This is a genomic window from Haladaptatus litoreus, assembly GCF_900156425.1.
Classification (GTDB): Archaea; Halobacteriota; Halobacteria; order Halobacteriales; family Haladaptataceae; genus Haladaptatus; species Haladaptatus litoreus.
Genome location: NZ_FTNO01000003.1, coordinates 172017 through 190545 on the forward strand (window position 1 = coordinate 172017; position 18529 = coordinate 190545).

At 61.6% G+C, this 18529-nt stretch carries 19 protein-coding genes; 9 read left to right on the forward strand and 10 right to left on the reverse strand.

Annotation, left to right across the window (positions count from 1 at the left end; genetic code table 11):
• Positions 1–72: 72 nt before the first annotated feature.
• Positions 73–462, forward strand: coding sequence for a Rid family detoxifying hydrolase (locus BW974_RS15190; protein ID WP_076431108.1), 390 nt, complete (start codon positions 73–75; stop codon positions 460–462).
• A gap of 7 nt (positions 463–469) precedes the next feature.
• Positions 470–1537, forward strand: a complete 1068-nt coding sequence (locus BW974_RS15195) for a glucose 1-dehydrogenase (RefSeq protein WP_076431109.1) — start codon at positions 470–472, stop codon at positions 1535–1537.
• A 51-nt stretch (positions 1538–1588) separates the two neighbouring features.
• On the opposite strand, the gene BW974_RS15200 is transcribed toward BW974_RS15195, so the two are convergent.
• Positions 1589–2800: an aminotransferase class V-fold PLP-dependent enzyme gene (locus BW974_RS15200; RefSeq protein WP_076431110.1), complete on the reverse strand. Its 1212-nt coding sequence runs from the start codon at positions 2798–2800 to the stop codon at positions 1589–1591.
• A 137-nt stretch (positions 2801–2937) separates the two neighbouring features.
• On the opposite strand from BW974_RS15200, the gene BW974_RS15205 reads away from it, so the two are divergent.
• Complete coding sequence (locus tag BW974_RS15205) at positions 2938–3936, forward strand: hypothetical protein (RefSeq protein ID WP_076431315.1); 999 nt, start codon at positions 2938–2940, stop codon at positions 3934–3936.
• Positions 3937–3942: 6 nt separating this feature from the next.
• Here the strand turns inward: BW974_RS15205 and BW974_RS15210 are convergent, their stop codons facing one another.
• Together BW974_RS15210 and BW974_RS15215 are read right to left on the reverse strand one after the other, a co-directional pair.
• Positions 3943–4671, reverse strand: a complete 729-nt coding sequence (locus tag BW974_RS15210; RefSeq protein WP_076431111.1) for a glutamine amidotransferase — start codon at positions 4669–4671, stop codon at positions 3943–3945.
• 69 nt (positions 4672–4740) lie between these two features.
• A complete protein-coding gene (locus tag BW974_RS15215; protein WP_076431112.1) occupies positions 4741–5565 on the reverse strand; it encodes a PIG-L deacetylase family protein in 825 nt (274 codons plus the stop codon).
• 122 nt (positions 5566–5687) lie between these two features.
• Here BW974_RS15215 and BW974_RS15220 point away from each other — a divergent pair, with 122 nt between their 5' ends.
• Positions 5688–6803, forward strand: coding sequence for a mandelate racemase/muconate lactonizing enzyme family protein (locus BW974_RS15220; RefSeq protein ID WP_076431113.1), 1116 nt, complete (start codon positions 5688–5690; stop codon positions 6801–6803).
• Positions 6804–6826: 23 nt separating this feature from the next.
• On the opposite strand, the gene BW974_RS15225 is transcribed toward BW974_RS15220, so the two are convergent.
• The 5 genes from BW974_RS15225 to BW974_RS15245 form a co-directional block, all read right to left on the reverse strand.
• Positions 6827–7972, reverse strand: a complete 1146-nt coding sequence (locus BW974_RS15225) for an ABC transporter ATP-binding protein (protein ID WP_076431114.1) — start codon at positions 7970–7972, stop codon at positions 6827–6829.
• A complete protein-coding gene (locus BW974_RS15230) occupies positions 7969–9075 on the reverse strand; it encodes an ABC transporter ATP-binding protein (protein WP_076431115.1) in 1107 nt (368 codons plus the stop codon). Before BW974_RS15230 ends, BW974_RS15225 begins: the two co-directional genes overlap by 4 nt.
• Before the next feature lie 148 nt (positions 9076–9223).
• The gene (locus BW974_RS15235; protein ID WP_076431116.1) at positions 9224–9466 is read right to left on the reverse strand and encodes a hypothetical protein; all 243 of its coding nucleotides are present in this window, start codon (positions 9464–9466) and stop codon (positions 9224–9226) included.
• Positions 9463–10410 carry an ABC transporter permease gene (locus BW974_RS15240; protein WP_394329570.1) on the reverse strand — a complete coding sequence of 316 codons (948 nt, stop codon included), beginning with the start codon at positions 10408–10410 and terminating at the stop codon, positions 9463–9465. The genes BW974_RS15235 and BW974_RS15240 overlap by 4 nt, the downstream gene beginning before the upstream one ends.
• 106 nt (positions 10411–10516) lie before the next feature.
• Entirely contained in the window at positions 10517–11542 is a 1026-nt protein-coding gene (locus BW974_RS15245) for an ABC transporter permease (RefSeq protein WP_076431118.1), read from the reverse strand.
• Between the two features lie 125 nt (positions 11543–11667).
• On the opposite strand from BW974_RS15245, the gene BW974_RS25765 reads away from it, so the two are divergent.
• Both BW974_RS25765 and BW974_RS15255 read left to right on the forward strand, forming a co-directional pair.
• Positions 11668–11841 carry a hypothetical protein gene (locus tag BW974_RS25765; RefSeq protein WP_175609711.1) on the forward strand — a complete coding sequence of 58 codons (174 nt, stop codon included), beginning with the start codon at positions 11668–11670 and terminating at the stop codon, positions 11839–11841.
• Positions 11842–11872: 31 nt separating this feature from the next.
• Positions 11873–12094, forward strand: a complete 222-nt coding sequence (locus BW974_RS15255) for a hypothetical protein (RefSeq protein WP_076431120.1) — start codon at positions 11873–11875, stop codon at positions 12092–12094.
• A 33-nt stretch (positions 12095–12127) separates the two neighbouring features.
• Here the strand turns inward: BW974_RS15255 and BW974_RS15260 are convergent, their stop codons facing one another.
• Positions 12128–14092: an ABC transporter substrate-binding protein gene (locus tag BW974_RS15260; RefSeq protein ID WP_076431121.1), complete on the reverse strand. Its 1965-nt coding sequence runs from the start codon at positions 14090–14092 to the stop codon at positions 12128–12130.
• A gap of 103 nt (positions 14093–14195) precedes the next feature.
• Between BW974_RS15260 and BW974_RS15265 the strand changes: the two genes are divergently transcribed.
• From BW974_RS15265 to BW974_RS15275, 3 genes are all read left to right on the forward strand, one after another.
• Positions 14196–15023 carry an SDR family NAD(P)-dependent oxidoreductase gene (locus BW974_RS15265; protein WP_076431122.1) on the forward strand — a complete coding sequence of 276 codons (828 nt, stop codon included), beginning with the start codon at positions 14196–14198 and terminating at the stop codon, positions 15021–15023.
• 73 nt (positions 15024–15096) lie between these two features.
• Positions 15097–16071: a GNAT family N-acetyltransferase gene (locus BW974_RS15270; RefSeq protein WP_076431123.1), complete on the forward strand. Its 975-nt coding sequence runs from the start codon at positions 15097–15099 to the stop codon at positions 16069–16071.
• Positions 16068–17282, forward strand: coding sequence for an anhydro-N-acetylmuramic acid kinase (locus BW974_RS15275; protein WP_076431124.1), 1215 nt, complete (start codon positions 16068–16070; stop codon positions 17280–17282). The genes BW974_RS15270 and BW974_RS15275 overlap by 4 nt, the downstream gene beginning before the upstream one ends.
• Positions 17283–17793: 511 nt before the next feature.
• On the opposite strand, the gene BW974_RS15280 is transcribed toward BW974_RS15275, so the two are convergent.
• Positions 17794–18480, reverse strand: coding sequence for an HAD family hydrolase (locus BW974_RS15280; protein ID WP_076431125.1), 687 nt, complete (start codon positions 18478–18480; stop codon positions 17794–17796).
• Positions 18481–18529: the final 49 nt, after the last annotated feature.

The following is an 18529-nucleotide window of genomic DNA, read 5'->3' on the forward strand; positions in this document are numbered from 1 at the left end:
CGTCGTTCCCTCGCCGCCCCACTGGCGAGCAAACGACGACGTCGAACGACCACGCACCGCCGGAGGAAACCGATGGAAGAGATTAGCACCGACACCGCACCGCCGAGCATCGGCCCGTTCTCGCAGGGAATCCGCGACGGAGACCGCATCTACGTCTCGGGACAGGGGCCAGTTGACCCCGAATCCGGCGACATCGTCGGCGACACCATCGAAGAGCAGACCGCTCGAACGCTCGAAAACATCGAGGCGGTTCTCGCGGCGGCGAATCGCTCGCTCGACGACGTGGTGAAGGCGACCGTCTTCGTACAGAACATGGACGGCTACGACGCCATCAACGACGTGTACGCCGACTACGTGTCCTCACCGTACCCCGCTCGGAGCGCGGTGCAAGTCGAGGACCTCCCTATCGACATCGGCGTCGAAATCGAAGTCGTTGCGAGCGCACGTGGGGCAGAAGAGTGACGGGACGATGAGAGCCGTCGCGGTTCGGCGCGGCGAGACGACCCCTAAGGTCATCGACGTTCCGAGGCCGACCCCCGAGTCCGGCGAGGCGTTGGTACGGACACTCCGCGTCGGCATCGATGGTACCGACCACGAAGTCGTCGGCGGAACCCATGGCGGCTTTCCAGACGGGGCGGAACACCAAATCCTCGGCCACGAAGCGGTCGGAATCGTCGAGAACCCGAATGGGACGCGCTTCGACGCAGGCGACCTCGTCGTCCCGACGGTTCGGCGACCAACAGAGGACGGAAACGGGTACTTCGAACGGGACGAACCCGACATGGCCCCCGACGGCGCGTACGTCGAACGCGGCATCGTCGGCGCGCACGGCTACATGGCCGACTACTTCACCAGCTACGAACGGTACCTCGTCGGCGTCCCGGACGACTTCGCGACTCACGGTTTTCTGACCGAACCGGTCAGCAACAGCGAGAAAGCGTTCGAGCACGCCTACGCTAGCAGGTCAGCGTTCGAGTGGAGCCCGGAATCCGCGCTCGTTCTCGGCAACGGGCCGCTCGGTCTCCTGACCCTCTCGATGCTGGTCGGACGCGACGACTTCGACCGATGCTACTGCCTCGGTCGCCGCGACCGTCCCAACCCGACCATCGAGATAATCGAGCGCCTCGGTGCGACCTACGTCGATTCGCGTGAAACGCCGCTTCCGGACGTTCCGGACGCACACGAATCGATTGACTTCATCTATGAAGCGACCGGACACGCTCCCCACGCGTTCGAGACCGTCCACGCGCTCGCGCCAAACGGCGTCGGCGCGCTCCTCGGCATCCCCGGAGACGAGTCGTTCGAGGTCGAAGGCGGTCGAATTCATCGGGAGATGGTTCTCGAAAACAAGGCGCTGCTCGGCAGCGTTAACTCGAACGTCGAGCAGTACAAAGCGGCCAGGGAAACGCTGTCGGCGTTTCCCGACTGGTTTATAGACGAACTCATCACGGGCGTCTACGACCCCGAGGAGGTCGAACGGGCGTTCGAAACAGGCGACGACGTCATCAAGACCGTCGTCGAATTCGACACGGTGTAGACACACCGCGTCTGGCATCGATTCACCGATTTCGTTCCCGCCCTCTCTTCGTCACTGTTCGACTTGCGCGACGATGCGCCCAACGGCGTAGTCGGTCTCCTCGTCGGTGAGACACATCGGATTGACCGTGAACTCGCCCGTGGGGAGCGCGTCCGCGCCGACGAACACGCGGGGCTCCTCGCGACGGAGTCCGCCGACAACGTCGGTCGCGGAGACGCCTGCGGTGTCTGCGTCCACCGAGACCACTACTTCCGGGGCGACGGCTGTTTTGTCGTCGGCCGTGAGCGACGTGTCGAACCCTGCGACCGCTTCGAGGTCGGCGGCGATTCGCCGCGAACGTTCGAGCCATTCTTCGAGCAGCGCGTCGTGGTCTTCTTCGACGAACAGTTCGAGCGCGCGAATCAGCCCGACGAGTTCCTCCTTGCCGACCTTCATCGGACGGCCGATTCCCTGCCGTGGGACGCCGCCCAGTCGGTCGGAGTTTATGAGCTCGCTAGCTGGTTCCCACACCTGTTCGGCGGCGTGCATGTCGAGATGCTGGGCGGCGACCGACGAGACAAGGTTCGCTCGTCCGGCGAGGATGCCGGTCGTTTGCGGGCCACGGATGGCTTTCCCACCGCTGAACGCGACGAGGTCCGCACCGGCGTCCACGAACGCTTCGAGGTTGCTCGTCGGCGGGAGTTCGGCGGCAGCATCCACGATGACTGGAACGCCGTGGTCGTGTGCGATTTCGCACACCACCTCAAGGGGCGGTTCCGTGTAGGACTTCTCGATGTAGGCGACCGCCGCGGTGTTCTCTCCGATGGCATCTCCGATTTCCCACGGTTCGACGTTCCGCGACCCGGTACCGAGGTGCTTGTCGTTCGACCCGACGTCAACGATGCGCGCGCCGGCAGCGCGGAGCGCGTGGTCGTAACCGGTGCGGTGGGTGCGCGGAACGACGATTTCGTCGGCGACACCGTCGGTGTCTGGGAGTCGCGCCATCGTTCCGAGGTCGTCGCCCGCGATACAGGCGGCCGCTCCGAGCGCGAGCGCGCTCGACGCGCCGGACGCGACGTAGCCCGCTTCGGCGCCAGTCACGTCCGCTATCAGTTCGCTGGCTCTCGCCTGCAGATCGGAGAGGCGAACGAACGACTCGGACGCGCGAGCCATCGCTTCGACGGCCTCCGGGCGAATACGACTGCCACCGATGCGGGTCTTCGTGCCGGTCGCGTTGACGACGTGTGGGACGCCCAACTCCTCGTAGATGGTCTGGGTTCGCATACTAATTCTCGCGCACTCCGAGAGTAAAATAGGTTCGACGTTCGTCTCCCACCGTAGTTCGTTCCGCTCGTTTGTTTCACCTCGATCACCGATACGTTCATGGGCACTGAGTGGACATCGATAACACGCCACGAAACATGTCCGACATCGAAACCGGCACCAGTTACTTCGGCGTACAGGACCCAGAACATGCGGCAACGGATTTGAACCGGTTCCGCGAGGTGGGTCTCAACGCCGTCCTCCACACGTTCAGCGAACGTGACCGGGCGTTCTACCGTGAGACGATGGCGGATATCGTCACCGCGAGCAACGATAGGGGACTGACCACCTACGTCAACCCGTGGGGGGTTGGCGGCGTCTTCGGCGGCGAAGAGTTCTCACGGTTCGTCGCCCGAAACCCCAACTCCCGACAGATGCTCAACACGGGCGAGCGCGTCCCGGCCGCCTGCTTCAACGACCCGGCGTTTCGGAAGTTCATGCGTGAATGGACACGGGACGCTGCCAGACTCGGCGCGGACGTGCTCTTCTGGGACGAACCACATTGGCACAACGTCCACTGGTACGGCGACGACCACTCCGACGATGTGTGGTGCTGTCGGTGTGACCACTGCCGGGAGCGATACCGCGCCCGCTACGACGAACCGATGCCGGTGACCGAGACCGACCGAGTCTCGACGGTTCGCGAACGGTCGATGGTCGAGTTCCTCGACGAGATGATGGCGGTGTCCCACGAGGAGGGTGCGGAGAACGCGGTCTGTCTGCTCCCGAGTCAGTCTGCCGACCACGGAACGCGCGACTGGGCACAGGTGGCTGAAAGCGAGTATCTCGACGTGCTGGCGACCGACCCGTACTGGGCGCACGCCCAAGACGCCGATGCGGGTGAGTACGTCGCTCGGTTCGGCGAGCGACTGGTTACGGTCGCCGACGACCACGACCTCCGGAATCAGCTCTGGATTCAAGGATTCGGTCTCGAAGGTGAGTCAGCCACGGACGACGTTCGAACCGCGACTCGAACCGCGCTCGACCTCGCCGACAGCGTCTTTATGTGGGGATACGACGGCTGCCGAACCATCTCTGAAATCGCCTGCGAGGAACCGATGGCCGTTTGGAGTGCCTACCTGGACGAGCTACCCTGATTCGTTCTACGTGACGCGGTCGAGGACACGGTTCCAGAGGGTCGGAAGTCGGTCCCACGAGAGCAACCCCTCCGGCGCCCAGTGGGGCGCACAGTCGGTCGTGTATGCGAACGAACTGCCGTCACCGTAATCTCCAACTGCGAGGAACGGGTCGCCCCGAACCGTCGCCCAGACGTCCGCACCCGGTTTCGCCGTGGTTCGGTTGTATCCCAAGACGTGTGGCCACTCCTCGGGAAGGTCGGTGTCAGGTACACCCGCGTTCCGAGGGACAGCCCCGTCGGGCGTTTCCACGCGGTCGTCACCAGTTTCGATTTCGACCGGCAGCACGTCCGCCAGTGCAGTCGTTCCGTAGCGGGCTTGTCCTCCCTTCCCCGCGAAGCTCATGTAGCCGCCGACCATGCCGAGCGCGCCGCCCTCGCGAACCCACTCGGCGAGCACCGCACAACGGTCCGCGTCCGTTTCGCCGTCGGCGACCTGCCGGGTTATCTGGAGTGTGTCTGCGCCCACGTCACTGAGAATCACGAGGTCGTACTCCGACAGGGCTTCGTTGGTTCGAGGGAACGACTCGGCCGCGACGTGACACGGCTGGTAAGTCACCGACGCGCCGACCGATTCGAGCGTGTCGATGAACCGGTCGGCGACTTCGCCGTATTGGCTGTCTCGAAGGACGTTTTTACCCTTGATTTCGAACTGTACTGTCACCCACGACTCACCGGCGAGGAGGACGTTCGTCATCGGTTGGGACTCACACGCACACCGGTTAACTGTATCGTTCGCCTGCCAATATCGGACGACGCTCCCAGATCAGAACGGGAACAACCGCTCGGCCACCTCGTCGGTGAGCGGTCGACCGTATTCGCTTGCTTCGAACGCTTCTGCGTACTCAATGGTCTCGGCGTCCGCGCCGTACCGCTCGACGAGGCGCTCTCGGTACCGGTCGGCGATGTCCGCCAACGCCTCGACGTGCGGTAACCCACCATCCCGTAGCCACTCGAATCGTGCGTCGGGGTCGTCGGGAACGTCCTCAAGGTCGTCTTCGACGAACGGGAGCCACTCGTACATCTGTGATTCGTGACAATCCAGCATCTCGAACTTTCGCTCGACCACGTCGTCGATATCCACAACCACGTCAGGCGAGAACGGGTACGGTCGGTCGAACGTGTCGCTCAGGTACGCAAATACAGGATTCTCGTCGAGCGCTGGTGTCGTCGGGCAGACGTTCGGAACGGCCACGAGATAGGCGGCGTCCCGAACGAGCTGGGCAGTGTATCTGTGGTCCGGATGGTAGTCGTTCGGTCGGTGAGTCAACACGAGGTCGGGTCGGAACTCGCGAACGAGTTCGATGAGGCGGTCGCGGTGTTCCAGCGACGGCTGTAACCGGCCGTCGGGTATGTCAAACTGCTCGAACTCGACGCCAGCGACGTCCGCCGACGCCACGGCCTCCGAACGACGACGTTGAACCAACGTCCGGCCCGCGAGTTCGTGATGGCCAGCAGCACCGTTCGTCATTGAGACGAACAGAACGTCGTGACCGCGGTCGGCGTACTTACAGGCGATGCCGCCTGCCTTGAGGTCACAGTCGTCGGGATGTGCACCGACGACGAGAACGCGGAGTGTCTCGGTTAGCATCAGTTTTCAGCACACGAGATGCGAATATAAACACTCCGAACGGAGCGTGTTCGATGGCGGTCACGTCACCTTTCTTCGCTTCGCGTGAGGAACTATTTGTAGGTGGAGGACAAGGGAACCATATGTCTGTCACGGACGTGACTGCCATCCCGATAGAGATGGGAGTCAAACCACTCGAAGAAGACCTCGGTCTCGCACCCTATGTGAGCAACCACGACGAAGTCGAGTCAGTCACCCGGATGCTCGTCAGAGTTGACACCAACGAGGACGTGACCGGTTGGGGTGAGATGCTCGTCGGCATGAAATCCGCCGCAGTGACGAAAGCGGTCATCGACGACGTCATCGCTCCGGAACTCGTCGGCCGTGACGTCGGCGAGATACGCGATTTTGTCGATTCGTTCTACTACCCATACGTGAAAGTTCGGCCGTTTCTCGGCGCCGTCGAAACCGCACTCTGGGACGCACTCGGGAAGCAAGTCGGCCTCCCGGTTCATCAGCTCCTCGGCGGAAAGACCTGCGACCGCGTGCCGATCGCAACCTGTCTCGGGATTCTCGATCCCGAGGAGTCCCGCATCTACGCCCGACGCGCCGTCGAATACGGCTTCTCGACGCTCAAGACGAAGGCGGGTCCCGACTGGCGCGAGGACGTGGCGCGAATCCGCGCAATGCACGAGGAAGTCGACGGGCAGTTGGAGTTCAGACTCGATCCCAATCAGGGGTGGTCGTTCGAGGACGCGGTTCGGGTCGCCACCCGACTCGAAGAGGAGGGAATCCTCCTCCAGTATCTCGAACAGCCCGTTCGCATCGACACCTACGGAACCTACGCCTCGTTTCGCAATCGCGTCCGGACGCCGGTTGCGGTAAACGAGGACACCTACTTTCCGCGCAACCTTCGCTTCCTTTTGCAGGCCGACGCCATCGACGTGGCCGTCGTGGACCTCGTCCCCGCCGGCGGTATCCTCGCCGTCCGCGAGCAGGTCGCCATGGCTGCCAACGCCGGTGTCTCGGTGTCACACCACTGTGGGTTCGACCTCGGGGTCAAGACAGCGGCGATGCTCCACACCGTCGCGAGCACACCCGGCATCAATCTGCCGCCGGACAGCGTCTACTACGGGTGGGATGACTACGTCATCGACGACCCATTCGAGGTCGAAGACGGAGCGCTGCCGGTTCCCGACGGCCCGGGCCTCGGCGTCACCGTTGACGAGGAGCAAATCGAGCGGTACCGAACCGACTGAGTTTTCGTCTGACGAAGAGCGCCTCAATCGCCCTCGGCGTGTCCGCTCTCGCCGCTCGCGTCTCGTTCGTTCATCATCCGACCTTCGTCTAGCGGGTCGCTGTTCCAGTACTCGTGATTCGGATCCGCGCGGAAACAGGCGGTTCGTCGTCCCTTGCCATCGTGGTCGGTGAGCGCTGGACATTCCTGCGTGCAGACTTCACGCGCTTCGAGACAGCGCGTGTGGAACCGGCACCCCGACGGCGGGTCGGTCGGTTCTGGAATAGTGAGCGACCGAACCGGTGGTGTCGAGACGCCCGACGAGCGATCTCGGAGGTCCGAGGTCGCCCACAGCAGTACCTTCGTGTAGGGGTGCTGGGGGTTGTGGATGATCTGTTCGGGCGTTCCAATCTCGACGAGTTCGCCGAGGTACATGATGCCGATACGGCCGCCCGCCTGCTGGGTGAGGTGTCTCGCGTTTGCGAGGTCGTGGGAGATGAACAGATAGGACGTGTCGAACTGCTGTTGCAGTTCGAGCATCAACTCCATCATCTCCGCTCGCAGTGACACGTCGAGCGCGCTGATGGCCTCGTCCGCGAGGATGAGGTCCGGATTCATCAACAGCGACCGGATGAGCGCTACACGCTGTTGTTCGCCGCCCGATAGTTGGTGAGGGTACCTGCCTGCGTAGTCTTGCGCCGGTTTCATCCCAACGTATTCGAGGAGTCCGTAAATGCGGGCACGGCGGTCTGCCTCACTCATCTCCGGTTGCCATTTCTCCAGCGGTGCCGAGAGCGTCGATTCGATGGAGTAGTTCGGATTCAGTGAGCTACCGGGGTCTTGATGAATCATCTGGAGCGACCGCCGAATCTCTTTCCAGTCACGTGCACCGTCTGCTCCACGTCTACTAAACAGACCGTTCGACCCCTTGGACTCCCAAATATCGTCGCCGCGGTACAGCACGCGACCGTCAGTCGGCCGCTGCACGCCGATAGCCGTCTTCCCAAGCGTGGTCTTTCCGCAGCCCGACTCTCCGACCAGCGCGACGACATCGTTCTCGTAAATGTCGAGGCTCACATCGTCAACCGCGTGGACGGTGTCAGACCCGGCGAGACCGAACAACCGTTCTTTTTCGAAGTGGACACTCACGTTCTGGAGCGACAGAAGCGGCTCGCCGTGGGGGTTGATCATCGTGACAGGCCCCCCTTTGGGCCGTCGTACCCGTGATCTGGTGCGCCCTCGGACGTCTCCGACGACAGCGGTATCTCCGAGCGGGCGTCCTCCCAGTGGAAGCAAGCGGCTTCGTGGTCACCGCTTACGTCGTGGAGGTGCGGGTCGTTCTTCTTGCATGTCTCGTCCGCGAGCGGGCACCGGGGATTGAACGAACAGCCGTCGGGGAGCGAGACGGGGTCGGGACTCGCACCCTCGATACCCTGGATGTCCATCGCGCGGTCCGAAATGTTCGGGACAGCGTTGAGCAGTGCGCGAGTGTAGGGGTGGGCGGCGTGTTCGACCAGCTCGTCAGTCGGACCGAGTTCGACGAGGTCGAACGCGTACATCACGGCGAGTCGGTCGGCAAGGTCGGCGACCAACGGCAGGTCGTGGGTGACGAACACCATCGTCAGGTCGTACTTCTCCTGTAGGTCCTCCAGCATACTGATAATGGACCGCTGCATCAACAGGTCGAGTGCGGCGGTCGGTTCGTCCATGACGACGACGTTCGGCTGGAGGACGAGACCGAGCGCGATGAGTGCACGCTGTTTCATCCCGCCAGACAGTTCGTGAGGGTGCGAGCGAAGCACCTGTTCGGTCGGCAAGTAGAGGTCGGCGAGCAACTCGCGGGCGTGTTCCATTCCGGCCGCCACGTCCGCGTCGTGTGCTCGGAGCGTCTCCTCGAAGTGGTCGCCGATGACCATCGTCGGATTGAACGCGCTCTGTGCACCTTGAATGACGAACGAAATCTCGTTCCACCGTAGCTCCGTCAGCTCGGCTCGGGAGAGCGACAGTACGTCCACCGACGGTCCGTCCGGCGGATGATAGCGTATTTCGCCACTCACTTGCCCCGGCGAGACGACGGCGTCTAGCATCGCCGAGGCGAGCATCGACTTCCCGGATCCGCTCTCGCCAACAACGCCGAGAACCTCCCCTCGTCGCACGTCGAGGTCAACGCCGCGGAGAACGCGGGAGTCCCCGCGATCCATGCTGAACGAGACGCTCGCGTTCCGAACTTCCAAGACGACGTCCTCGCCACTTCGAGTCGTGTCCGCGCTGGCGGGTCGTTGGCTGGCTACCATCGAATCACCTCCAGTGGACTGGACGTGTCCGGCGGGCGCGAGTCGGTCGGCCGGTGAACTCGTCTGTTTGCGTGGCGATTCGTCGGTGTCGGTGAGGTGTCGAATGCGAGCATAGTTTTGTGCGTGGTTTGTCGTCGTATCGATACTCTCAGTGGTAGTTTATGAGACGGAGACCGAGGTGGCCCAGAATGGCGTAGAGAAACGCGCTCACGCCCCAGATGGCGAACATTCCGGCCAGAACACCGTTGGTCACGAGCGGGACGTATTCCGAGAGGAGCACGGCGAGCAGACAGCAGACGACGCCGATGGCCGTAACGAACGCGAGGAACGACTGCCGGACGGCCAGCAAAACCGAGACGGCGTTGCCGCCGGACGACTGGCCGGTGCTCATCGGTTCTCACCCCCGCTAGTGCTCTCGTGGCGAGCGCGCAGTCGCACGTTGAACACCCGGTCGAATCCCTGGGCAAGCAGGATGAATCCGAGCGAGATGAAGACGATGAGTACCATCGGTACGAGCAGCCAGTGAAGTTGGTCCGGGTTCGTCAGGTCCGCTTTGCTGTAGGCGTTGTTCATCATCACGCCCCAGTTCAGCACTGACACTGGGAGGATTCCGAGGAAGTACAGACCGACGGACTCGAAGATTATCTTCCGCGAGCTGTTCGCAAAATTCACGGAGATGTACGGCATCATATTCGAGATGACGTCCCGTCGGAGGATGTGGCTCTCGGACAGTCCCATGATGCGCGAGGCTTCGGTAAACGACTCTTCCCGGACGCTCAGCACCTGCGAACGAATAGTTCGGGCCAGCGTCGGCCAGTTGTCGATACCGAGGATGAGTCCGACCATGAACGGACTCTCGGGCTGGTAGATGGTCGCCAACACGACGACCAGTGCCAGACCCGGAATCGTGAGGACGACGTCGGTCAGTGTCATCAGTGCTTGGTCGGTGCGCCCGCCACGGTAGCCCGCGACGGTTCCAATGGTGGTACCAAGGCCAACCGAGAGCAGTGCGCCTGCCGTGATCATCTGTAGCATCGCGGGCGTCGCGTGGACGACCTGCTTGAATATCGATTCGCCCATCACGCTGGTTCCGAGCGGGTAGTCCCAACTACTGAACGGCGCCGCGAAAATCGGCCCTTCCATCACGGTCGGTTCGGGGACGAGGTAGACGCCGACGGTTCCGATAAACACGAACGTGACCAGAATCACGGAGCCGACGAGTCCGCGCCAGTCGTTCAATAGCACCGCCGAAGGTGCGTAAATGCGCCGTTCGAACGCTCGATAGGCTTTCTCGCGTGCCGTCGGTTCGGGCACGTTCGACGTCTGGGTGAATATCGTCTCGTTGACGCCGGCGGTACCGCCGGAGCGGTTGCTCGTGCCGCCGTCGGCGCGAACGTTCGAATCGGCTTGTTCAATGGTTTCGGAATCAGGTGCCGTGTCGTCAGTAGGATTCACGGTTGCTCCCTCCTTTGACACGGGGATCGATGACGCCGTAGGTAAGGTCAGCGATGAGGATTCCGAGGAGCGTTATGGTGGTGAAGAAAATAAACGCCCCCATGATGAGTGGATAATCACGGTTCATCAACGCGTTGAACGTCACCATTCCCATCGCCGGGTAGTTGAATATCGTTTCGAGGATGATGCCGCTCCCGAAGATGCCCGCCACGCCCATCATGATGCTCGTATAGATGGGCAACAAGGCGTTTCGGCCGACGTACCGTATCGCGATTCGACCTTGGCTGATGCCACGCAGTTGTGCGACACGGATGTATCCTTCCCCCATCTCGCGGATGCAGTTGCCGCGAAACGCAAGCGCACCACCGAACCCGGCGATGAACGCCGAGAAAATTGGGAGTGCGGCATGTTTGACGACGCCGACGATGAACGGCAAGTTGAGGCCGGGTGTCGTCGAGGGATCCATTCGCCCGCCGCTCGGGAACCACCCCAGGTTGAACGAGAAGACGATGAGGGTGAGAATCGCGACGACGTAGTAGGGGATGGTGCTGTTGGCGATAGAGATGAACGTCATCCCGGTGTCGAACTTGCCACCCTCGTTGTACGCCATAACCGCGCCGAACAGCAGGCTGATGGTCGTCCCGAATGCGAGACCGTAGATGCTGATGAATAGAGACCACGGCATCGCTTCAAAGAGAATGTCGAACACGGGTCGGTTCTTGAATATCGACCGGCCGAAATCCTGGTAGACGACGATGTTGTAGAGGTAATCGTAGTAGGAGACGTACCACGGAACCGACGGGTCGATACCGGTGTACGTCTCGACCATCGCGTTAATATTCTCCATCTGGGCGGGCGACGGGGACTGGCCCTGTTCGAGCATCTGTTGCATCAGACTGACCTTCACCATCTCGACCGGGCCAAACGGCAACAGCCGGTAGAGCGCGAACGTTACGGTCAATGCGATGAAAAACACCAGCACTGATTGGCCGATCCGCTTCACGTAATACATCGTGCTATTGTGCTTTTCTTTCTGCCACCTAAATAAAACTATGGGAGCTCTTGGCACGGAAATACGACCTGCACAAGCACTCGGACGTTCACAACGTTCATTACGCCTGCCGAAAACTTCCCGATATGTCACTCGTTACATGGCTCCTCGACCTCGTCAGTGGGGACGACGAGGCAGTCTACCAGTGTATCCGGTGCGGGAGGACGTTCGAACGCGACCACTACGAGTGCCCGGACTGCGGCGTCCCGCACGTAGTGGTTTCTGTTCCCGACGACGAGGGGTCGGGGCGAAATACTTAATTTCTGTCGGAAAAGTGTGTCGGATGATAGGATGTCTCACTCACCGTCGTTCTTCGATTATGTCTGTTCGAACGCCGATAAGTTCGCCATGCTGCTCGTGTTCGAGTGCGTCGCGGGAGCGCTCTCGCTCGCGCTGTTTCTCGGATCCGAACCTGGTACCGCCACGCACGTCGTCGGCGTTCTCAACGTCCTCGGCGCCGCGGTTCTCGCCGTAGCGACGACGGCGATTCTGCTGAAGTGCCATCGAACCTGACCCCCGCGAAAAAACGGTTCCAAAGTATCGTCGCTACTTCGTCTTCGCACTGATGTGGCCTTTCGCGAAGAACTCCATCGAGTTCGAGAAGTGTTCCTGTTTGGTCGCCTCAGCGTTCGGATGGCCGTCCACTTTGCCGGTAGGGAAGTCGAACTTGTCCGTGTTGCCCCAGAACGCTCTTGTCTCGTCGTAGAAGCCGATGTGGGGTACCTGCCAGTTCGTGTACCACATGAGCTTCTTTGCGAACTTCTTGACCTCGTCCTCGGACTGGGTCTGTGACATGATGTTCCCCCACTTGATCGGGAACAGCGTCTGTTTCGACCCGCCGTTGCCCACCGTGCCGACTTGCTTGGGGTACTTCGGTCGGATGGGATGGTTGAGCTTGTTGCTCCGCGGTTTCTCGAGTTCGGGCGCCGTGCGGTTCACTTTACAGTCGCTGCCGTTTTTCTTCGAGGTGACCGCTATCTCGTCGTACTTGCCGATGCCGCTCACGCCGACCGTGGTATATGCGTTCGCGGGATGGTCCGTCCCCGAGAACCAGTTGACCATGTCGAAATCGTGGGTGTCGGTCCAGCGTTTCCAGAAGCCACTGGACGACGGGATGACGAGTTTGTTCTTGAATCCGAACTTGTCGAGTTTCGGGCTTACGTAGTTCCCGATAGTCTCGTAGATATTCCACGGCGGTGTCAAGTAGGTGAGTCCATTGACCTTGCTACCGTTCGGCCCCGACCAGACGCCGCCGCTCTTCGAGTAGCCGGCGTTTTCGAGCACCTGTTCGGCTTTCTCGGGCCTCGATTTCGACCCGTAGTTGATGAGCCGGTTCTGGAAATTCTCGCCCACCCACTGGTTGGCCGCCTTCGTGGACATCCCGGTGACGGTGGGTCGGGGTTTGTAGTTCAGCCCCTGCGTGGTCTTGATGACTTTGACCAACTCTTCGTAGTCCAGCAGGTACGCGATTGCGCGGCGTACCGAGCGACGTGCGAGATGCTCGTTGTTCCAGTTCATCGATAGCTTCACGATGCTGGAGGTGCCGAAGCGGTTGAACACCTCGACCCGGTCGTTGGACTGGGCCTGCGTGATGGTCTTGTCGCCCATGTCCAACTTCCCGGTGTTGAGCGCCTGTATTGCCTTCTGCTTCTCGGAGATGAGGTGCCAGTTGAACGTCTTCAGGTTCGTCCACCCGGCGCGCGGATGGTCTTCGTACTTCTCGTGGGCCGCCATCGTCGGCGAGAGCTGGGTCGGCTTCCACATCCCGCACCCGAGCCCTTTCTCGGTGAGGTCTTCCAGCGTTATCGTGTGCTCTTGCAGCTCCTTGGTCACCTTCTTGATGCCGTTCTCGCCACCCGCGTCCTCGTACTTCTGGAGCCACGACTTGAAGTAGTCGTGCTTGACGACCGGTGAGAGGTACGCCGATTTCTGCAGTGACGGGTTTGCAGGCCCGGAGAGGACGTTCTTCAGGGTGTATTCGTCCACGACTTCCCAGCTGTCGTCAGTCTGATCAGGCCCCATGTTGACCCGGTAGTCGTTGATGCGTTGGGCGGTGTGGAGGTCTTGTGCGGTGACCGGCGTCCCGTCCCACCACGTGTAATTCTCCTTGAGTTTGAGGTGGACTTCACAGCCGCCGCCTTTGAGTTCGATGTTGTCCGCGAGCCAGTATATCGGTTTTCCGTTCGCGTTCGGGTACACCGGCGACTCCCACCAGATGTAGTCCATCCAGAATTCGGTGTTTTTGGTGTCCGTGAACGGGTTGATGTTCGCCTGACTCGGTTGCCAACTGACCGGGGCGCGAATGTTGAGTTCGGTCGTCACGGGGGAGCCCTCCCCGCCGGTGTTCTCACCCGACGGGTTGTTACTCAGCGTCACGTCTTCGTCCGGGTTGTTACCTCCGCAGCCGGCCAACCCGGAAATCGCTGCGCTACTGCCGAGCGCGAGCCATTGTCTCCGTGTTAGCCCGTTGCTATCCGCGTCGCCACCGGAACCGTGGTTAGCGTTAACCATGCTCTATTCAAGAATAATGTAAATACTACTAAAATATTTCGGTGCCCTTACTGAACCAACCGGAGCGCAAGATAATTGCTACCCTGGTGGAAACAGAAAGAGCATGAACCCCAGTGTATGCGACCGGAGCGGAGACATCGCTATCGTCACCGGAGCCAGCAACGGTATCGGAAACGCCGTCGCGCAGCAACTCGCGGCTGCGAACGCCACCGTGGTCGTCGCCGACGTGGACGAAAATGGCGGCGAACGAACCGTCGCGGCCATCGAAGACGACGGCGGCACCGCCGAATTCGTCCGCACCGACGTGAGCGATGCGACCGACGTTTCGACGTTAGTCGAGGCGACGATGGATGCCCACGGGAGCGTAGACGTCCTCGTGAACAACGCCGGCGGCTCGTTCGACGACGGTAATCCCGACCGGGTGACCGAGGAGACGTGGGACCGAATCGTCGACGTGAACCTCAAAGGCCAGTTCCTCTGCGCTCGAGAGACGCTCCCGGCAATGGTCGAGTCCGGCGGCGGGTCGATGGTTCACGTGTCGTCGGTCAACGCCCGGATAGGAATCGGCCTCGCTGCGTACTCCATGTCGAAAAACGGCGTCCTCGCACTCTCCCGAATCATCGCTACGCAGTACGGCCGCCACGGCGTCCGGTCGAACGCGGTCTGTCCGGGGAGCATCATCACCAACGCATCGAGCGAGAAGTTGACCACCGAGGGGCCGGTTCGGGAAGAGTGGCTCGACCAGTATCCGGTCGGTCGGTTCGGGCGTCCCGAAGACGTCGCCGCCGCCGTCTCGTTTTTGACTTCGGAGATGGCGTCGTTCGTCACGGGAACCGAACTCGTCATCGACGGCGGTCTCACGGCCGGTCTTGACCAGCGACTCGAAACGATGATGTACGATATCGACGAGCCAGCGACGCGCGATTACTGACGACGCCGCACCGAACCGCCAAATGCCCGCTCGAAGTCGGTCTATAAGTAGTGGTGTGAGAAACAGTGTGTCGATGAACTTCGAGGTTTGCCGACTCACTGACCACGGTGCAGTCTGTGCCGGCATCGACTGTTGGAATCGAACGTATCCGGATTTCTCGCTTCCGAACCGATTGGTGACCCAGAACATCTTCGCCCCCTTCGACGGTCTCGATGTGACGGCGTGGGGCGCGTTCTCGAAAAACACGCTTGTCGGCGTCATGGTCGGAAAGCGACTCGTGAAGCAGATTCCCGACTACGACGGCTCAAAACAGGGATGGGTGAGCCTGCTCGCCGTCGATTCGACGGTCGAAGACACTACCGTCGCGGACGAACTGCTCGAAACGGTCGAACGAACCATGGCCAACCGAGGCGTCTCGAACCTTCGCGTCGGCGGCGACCCGGGCCAGTTCCTCCCTGGACTTCCCACCGCGTTCACCGACCTCCGTGAGACGCTCACCGACCACGGCTTCGAATCCCGCGGCACCGTCCACGACCTACGGGGTGACATCGCGGCATTCGACGCCCCAGAACGCATCGCTCAGGTCGGCGAGTCCTGGCCCGACCTGACTGTGGAACGGGTTGGCGCGGACGTTGACCCACTTTATTCGTTCCTCGCCGACCAATTTCCCGGACGGTGGCGGTACGAGGCCGAGAACGTCTGTCGAGTTCCGGGCGGTGGCGACGACTACTGGCTACTTCGTCACGACGGCGAGCCAGTCGGATTCGCTCGGACGAACACGCCGGACGGCGGATACCGTGGCGCGAACGTCAACTGGGCGGCCCGCCTCGACGGTGCGACCTGCGGTATCGGCCCCCTCGGCGTCCACGAATCCTATCGCGGTCGTAGCTGGGGGCTTTGGATGATCGCCTCCATCGTCGAACGCTACCGCGACGCCGGATACGAACGGATGGTCATCGACTGGACGGGGCTGCTGGAGTACTATCAGAAACTCGGCTTCGAACCATGGATCGAGTACGAGACCCTCGTCAAGGAGTTAGAGGCGTGAACAACGGTGACACGGGGGACGTCGGAGTTGACGCTTACCCGAACGAGCGCGTCGTCATCGGTCTCATGTCGGGGACATCGCTCGACGGCGTGGACGCCGCTTGCTGTCGAATCCGGCGCGACGGTGACGGCCCACGCGATTACGACGTGGCCGTCGAGTCGTTCGTCACGCATCCATACGACGCCACATTTCGAGAGCGCATCGCGGCCGTCTGCGGCGAGTCCGGAACCGTCGCGGAAGTGTGTAAGTTGAACGTCGCCCTCGGCGCGGTGTTTGCTGCCGCCGCCGGGGACGCTGCCGATGCCGCCGACCGTGCGCTCGCGGACGTCGACCTCATCGGCTCGCACGGTCAAACCGTTCGACACGTTCCGGAACCGCAGGCGCTCCCCGTCGGTGACAGCCGGTTGCGCTCGACGCTGCAAATCGGTGACGGCAGCGTCATCGCCGAACGAACCGGCGTGCCGACGGTGGCGGATTTCCGAACGGCAGATATCGCGGCCGGCGGACACGGTGCGCCGCTCGTTCCGTTCGCCGACGTGGCGTTGCTCGCTGCCACCGACCGGTTTCGAGTCGCTCAGAACATCGGCGGTATCGCCAACTGCACAGCCCTCCCCCCGGATTCGAACCGCGGGAACGTGCGCGCCTTCGACACGGGACCGGGAAACATGGTCATCGATGGCGTCGTAGAACTGCTAACCGACGGCGAACGGACGTACGACAAAGACGGTCACCTCGCTCGTGCGGGAACCATCGAAGAAACCGTGCTCGACGAGTGCCTGCGTGGGGAGTACTTCCGCGCCGAACCGCCGAAATCGACCGGGCGCGAACGGTTCGGTCGCGCGTACGCTCGTGATTTTCTGGCGGCGTGTCGTGCGCGAAACTGCGCCGACGAAGACGTGGTCGCCACCGCAACCGCGCTGACGGCACACTCGATAGCGGACGCGTACCGGCGGTTCCTCCCGCGAATGCCCGACGAAGTCGTCATCTCCGGCGGCGGTGCATACAACTCGACGCTGGTTGGGATGCTCGACGACGCGGTGGACGCCGACGTTCGAACCGTCGAGGAGTACGGTATCGGTGCCGACGCCAAGGAGGCGGTGGCGTTTGCGCTGCTCGCCGCCGCCGCGATGGATGGCGTTCCGAACAACGTTCCCAGCGCCACCGGCGCGTCCCGTCACATCGTCATGGGGAAACGCTGTTCCCCGACCTGAGGTCTCTTTTTTGTTCCGCTGAACTGCCGTAGCTGTCCCTGACAACCGTAAGGATCGACCCGCCGGCCGAGCGTCGGCTGATGTGGTTATACTGGTCGTTTCGAACTGGTCAAAAATGATTTTCCCGCTCTGTGTCACCGTTGGCCACACCAAATCGGTTCGAGGGCGAATCTAGAGCCCTTTCGGACTTTCATTACACAACTAGTTTTGTAATACCTATTACCGGGTACGGTAACCGTTCTTTTATCGGACGAGATGCCTCAAAACAGACGTTTACGGACGTTGCAAAGCCGTTTCGGCTAGGTCGAAACGGATGGTTGCTCGCGAGCGGACGCTAGAACGCAGCGACAATCAGATTCACGGTCGTATCCTTCACGAAATACGTTTCGAGCCTCTCGAACCAAACTGGAGCGATGGCACTCCACCAGCCGCGGCTTATCCTAAACAGAAATGTGACGCCTAACTCGACGAACGTCGGGACGGCACAGCGACGGAACAGAGAAAGGCGACGCTACTCGGACGGGTCGGAAACGACACCAGAGAGATCGTGGAGGTCTGTGAGCGACGATACTTCGTGTGTGGGGGCTTCGGGGAGTGCGTAGCCCTCGCGGTGCGACCGACGGACGAATACCGAGTCGAGTCCGGCAGCGTGTGCGGCAACGACGTCGCAGGCACTGTCGCCAATATACAGGCCGTTCGACCCGTCGAGGTCGGCCATGGCTAGTTCGAGGTAGTAGGTGTCCGGTTTCGTTCGTCGGAATCCGTCCACCGTCGGTGTTCGCCCATACACTGCGTCGAAGGAGTCTTCGAAGCCGAAATGCGTCAGGAGGTACTCGACGGTCGCATGCTGGTTGCTGCTGACGACGCCCATGTCGTGGGTGTCGGCCAGTTTGGAAAGAACGCGACAATCGTCGTACAGGCGACGCTCGCCGCTGTCCATCATAGCACACTGGAGGCGCGACGCGTTGCGCTCGCGCTTCGGCCAGAACGTCTCGAACTCGATGCCGTGTTCGGCACACGCTCGTCGCATGTCCTCGACCGTCGCGCCCGAGATGAACGCGTCGAGGTCGGCGTCCGCGGGCGCGACGCCGAACACCTCGAAGGTGCTCGCGACTGCTCGCCGATAGACTTCGGGGTGTTCAGGGGGGAAATCCAGCAACACGCCGTCCATGTCGAACAGGAGCGCGTCGTAAGTCATTGCTACATCGTAGCGACGGACGCAGTAAATAGGTTATCAGTTGCGACAG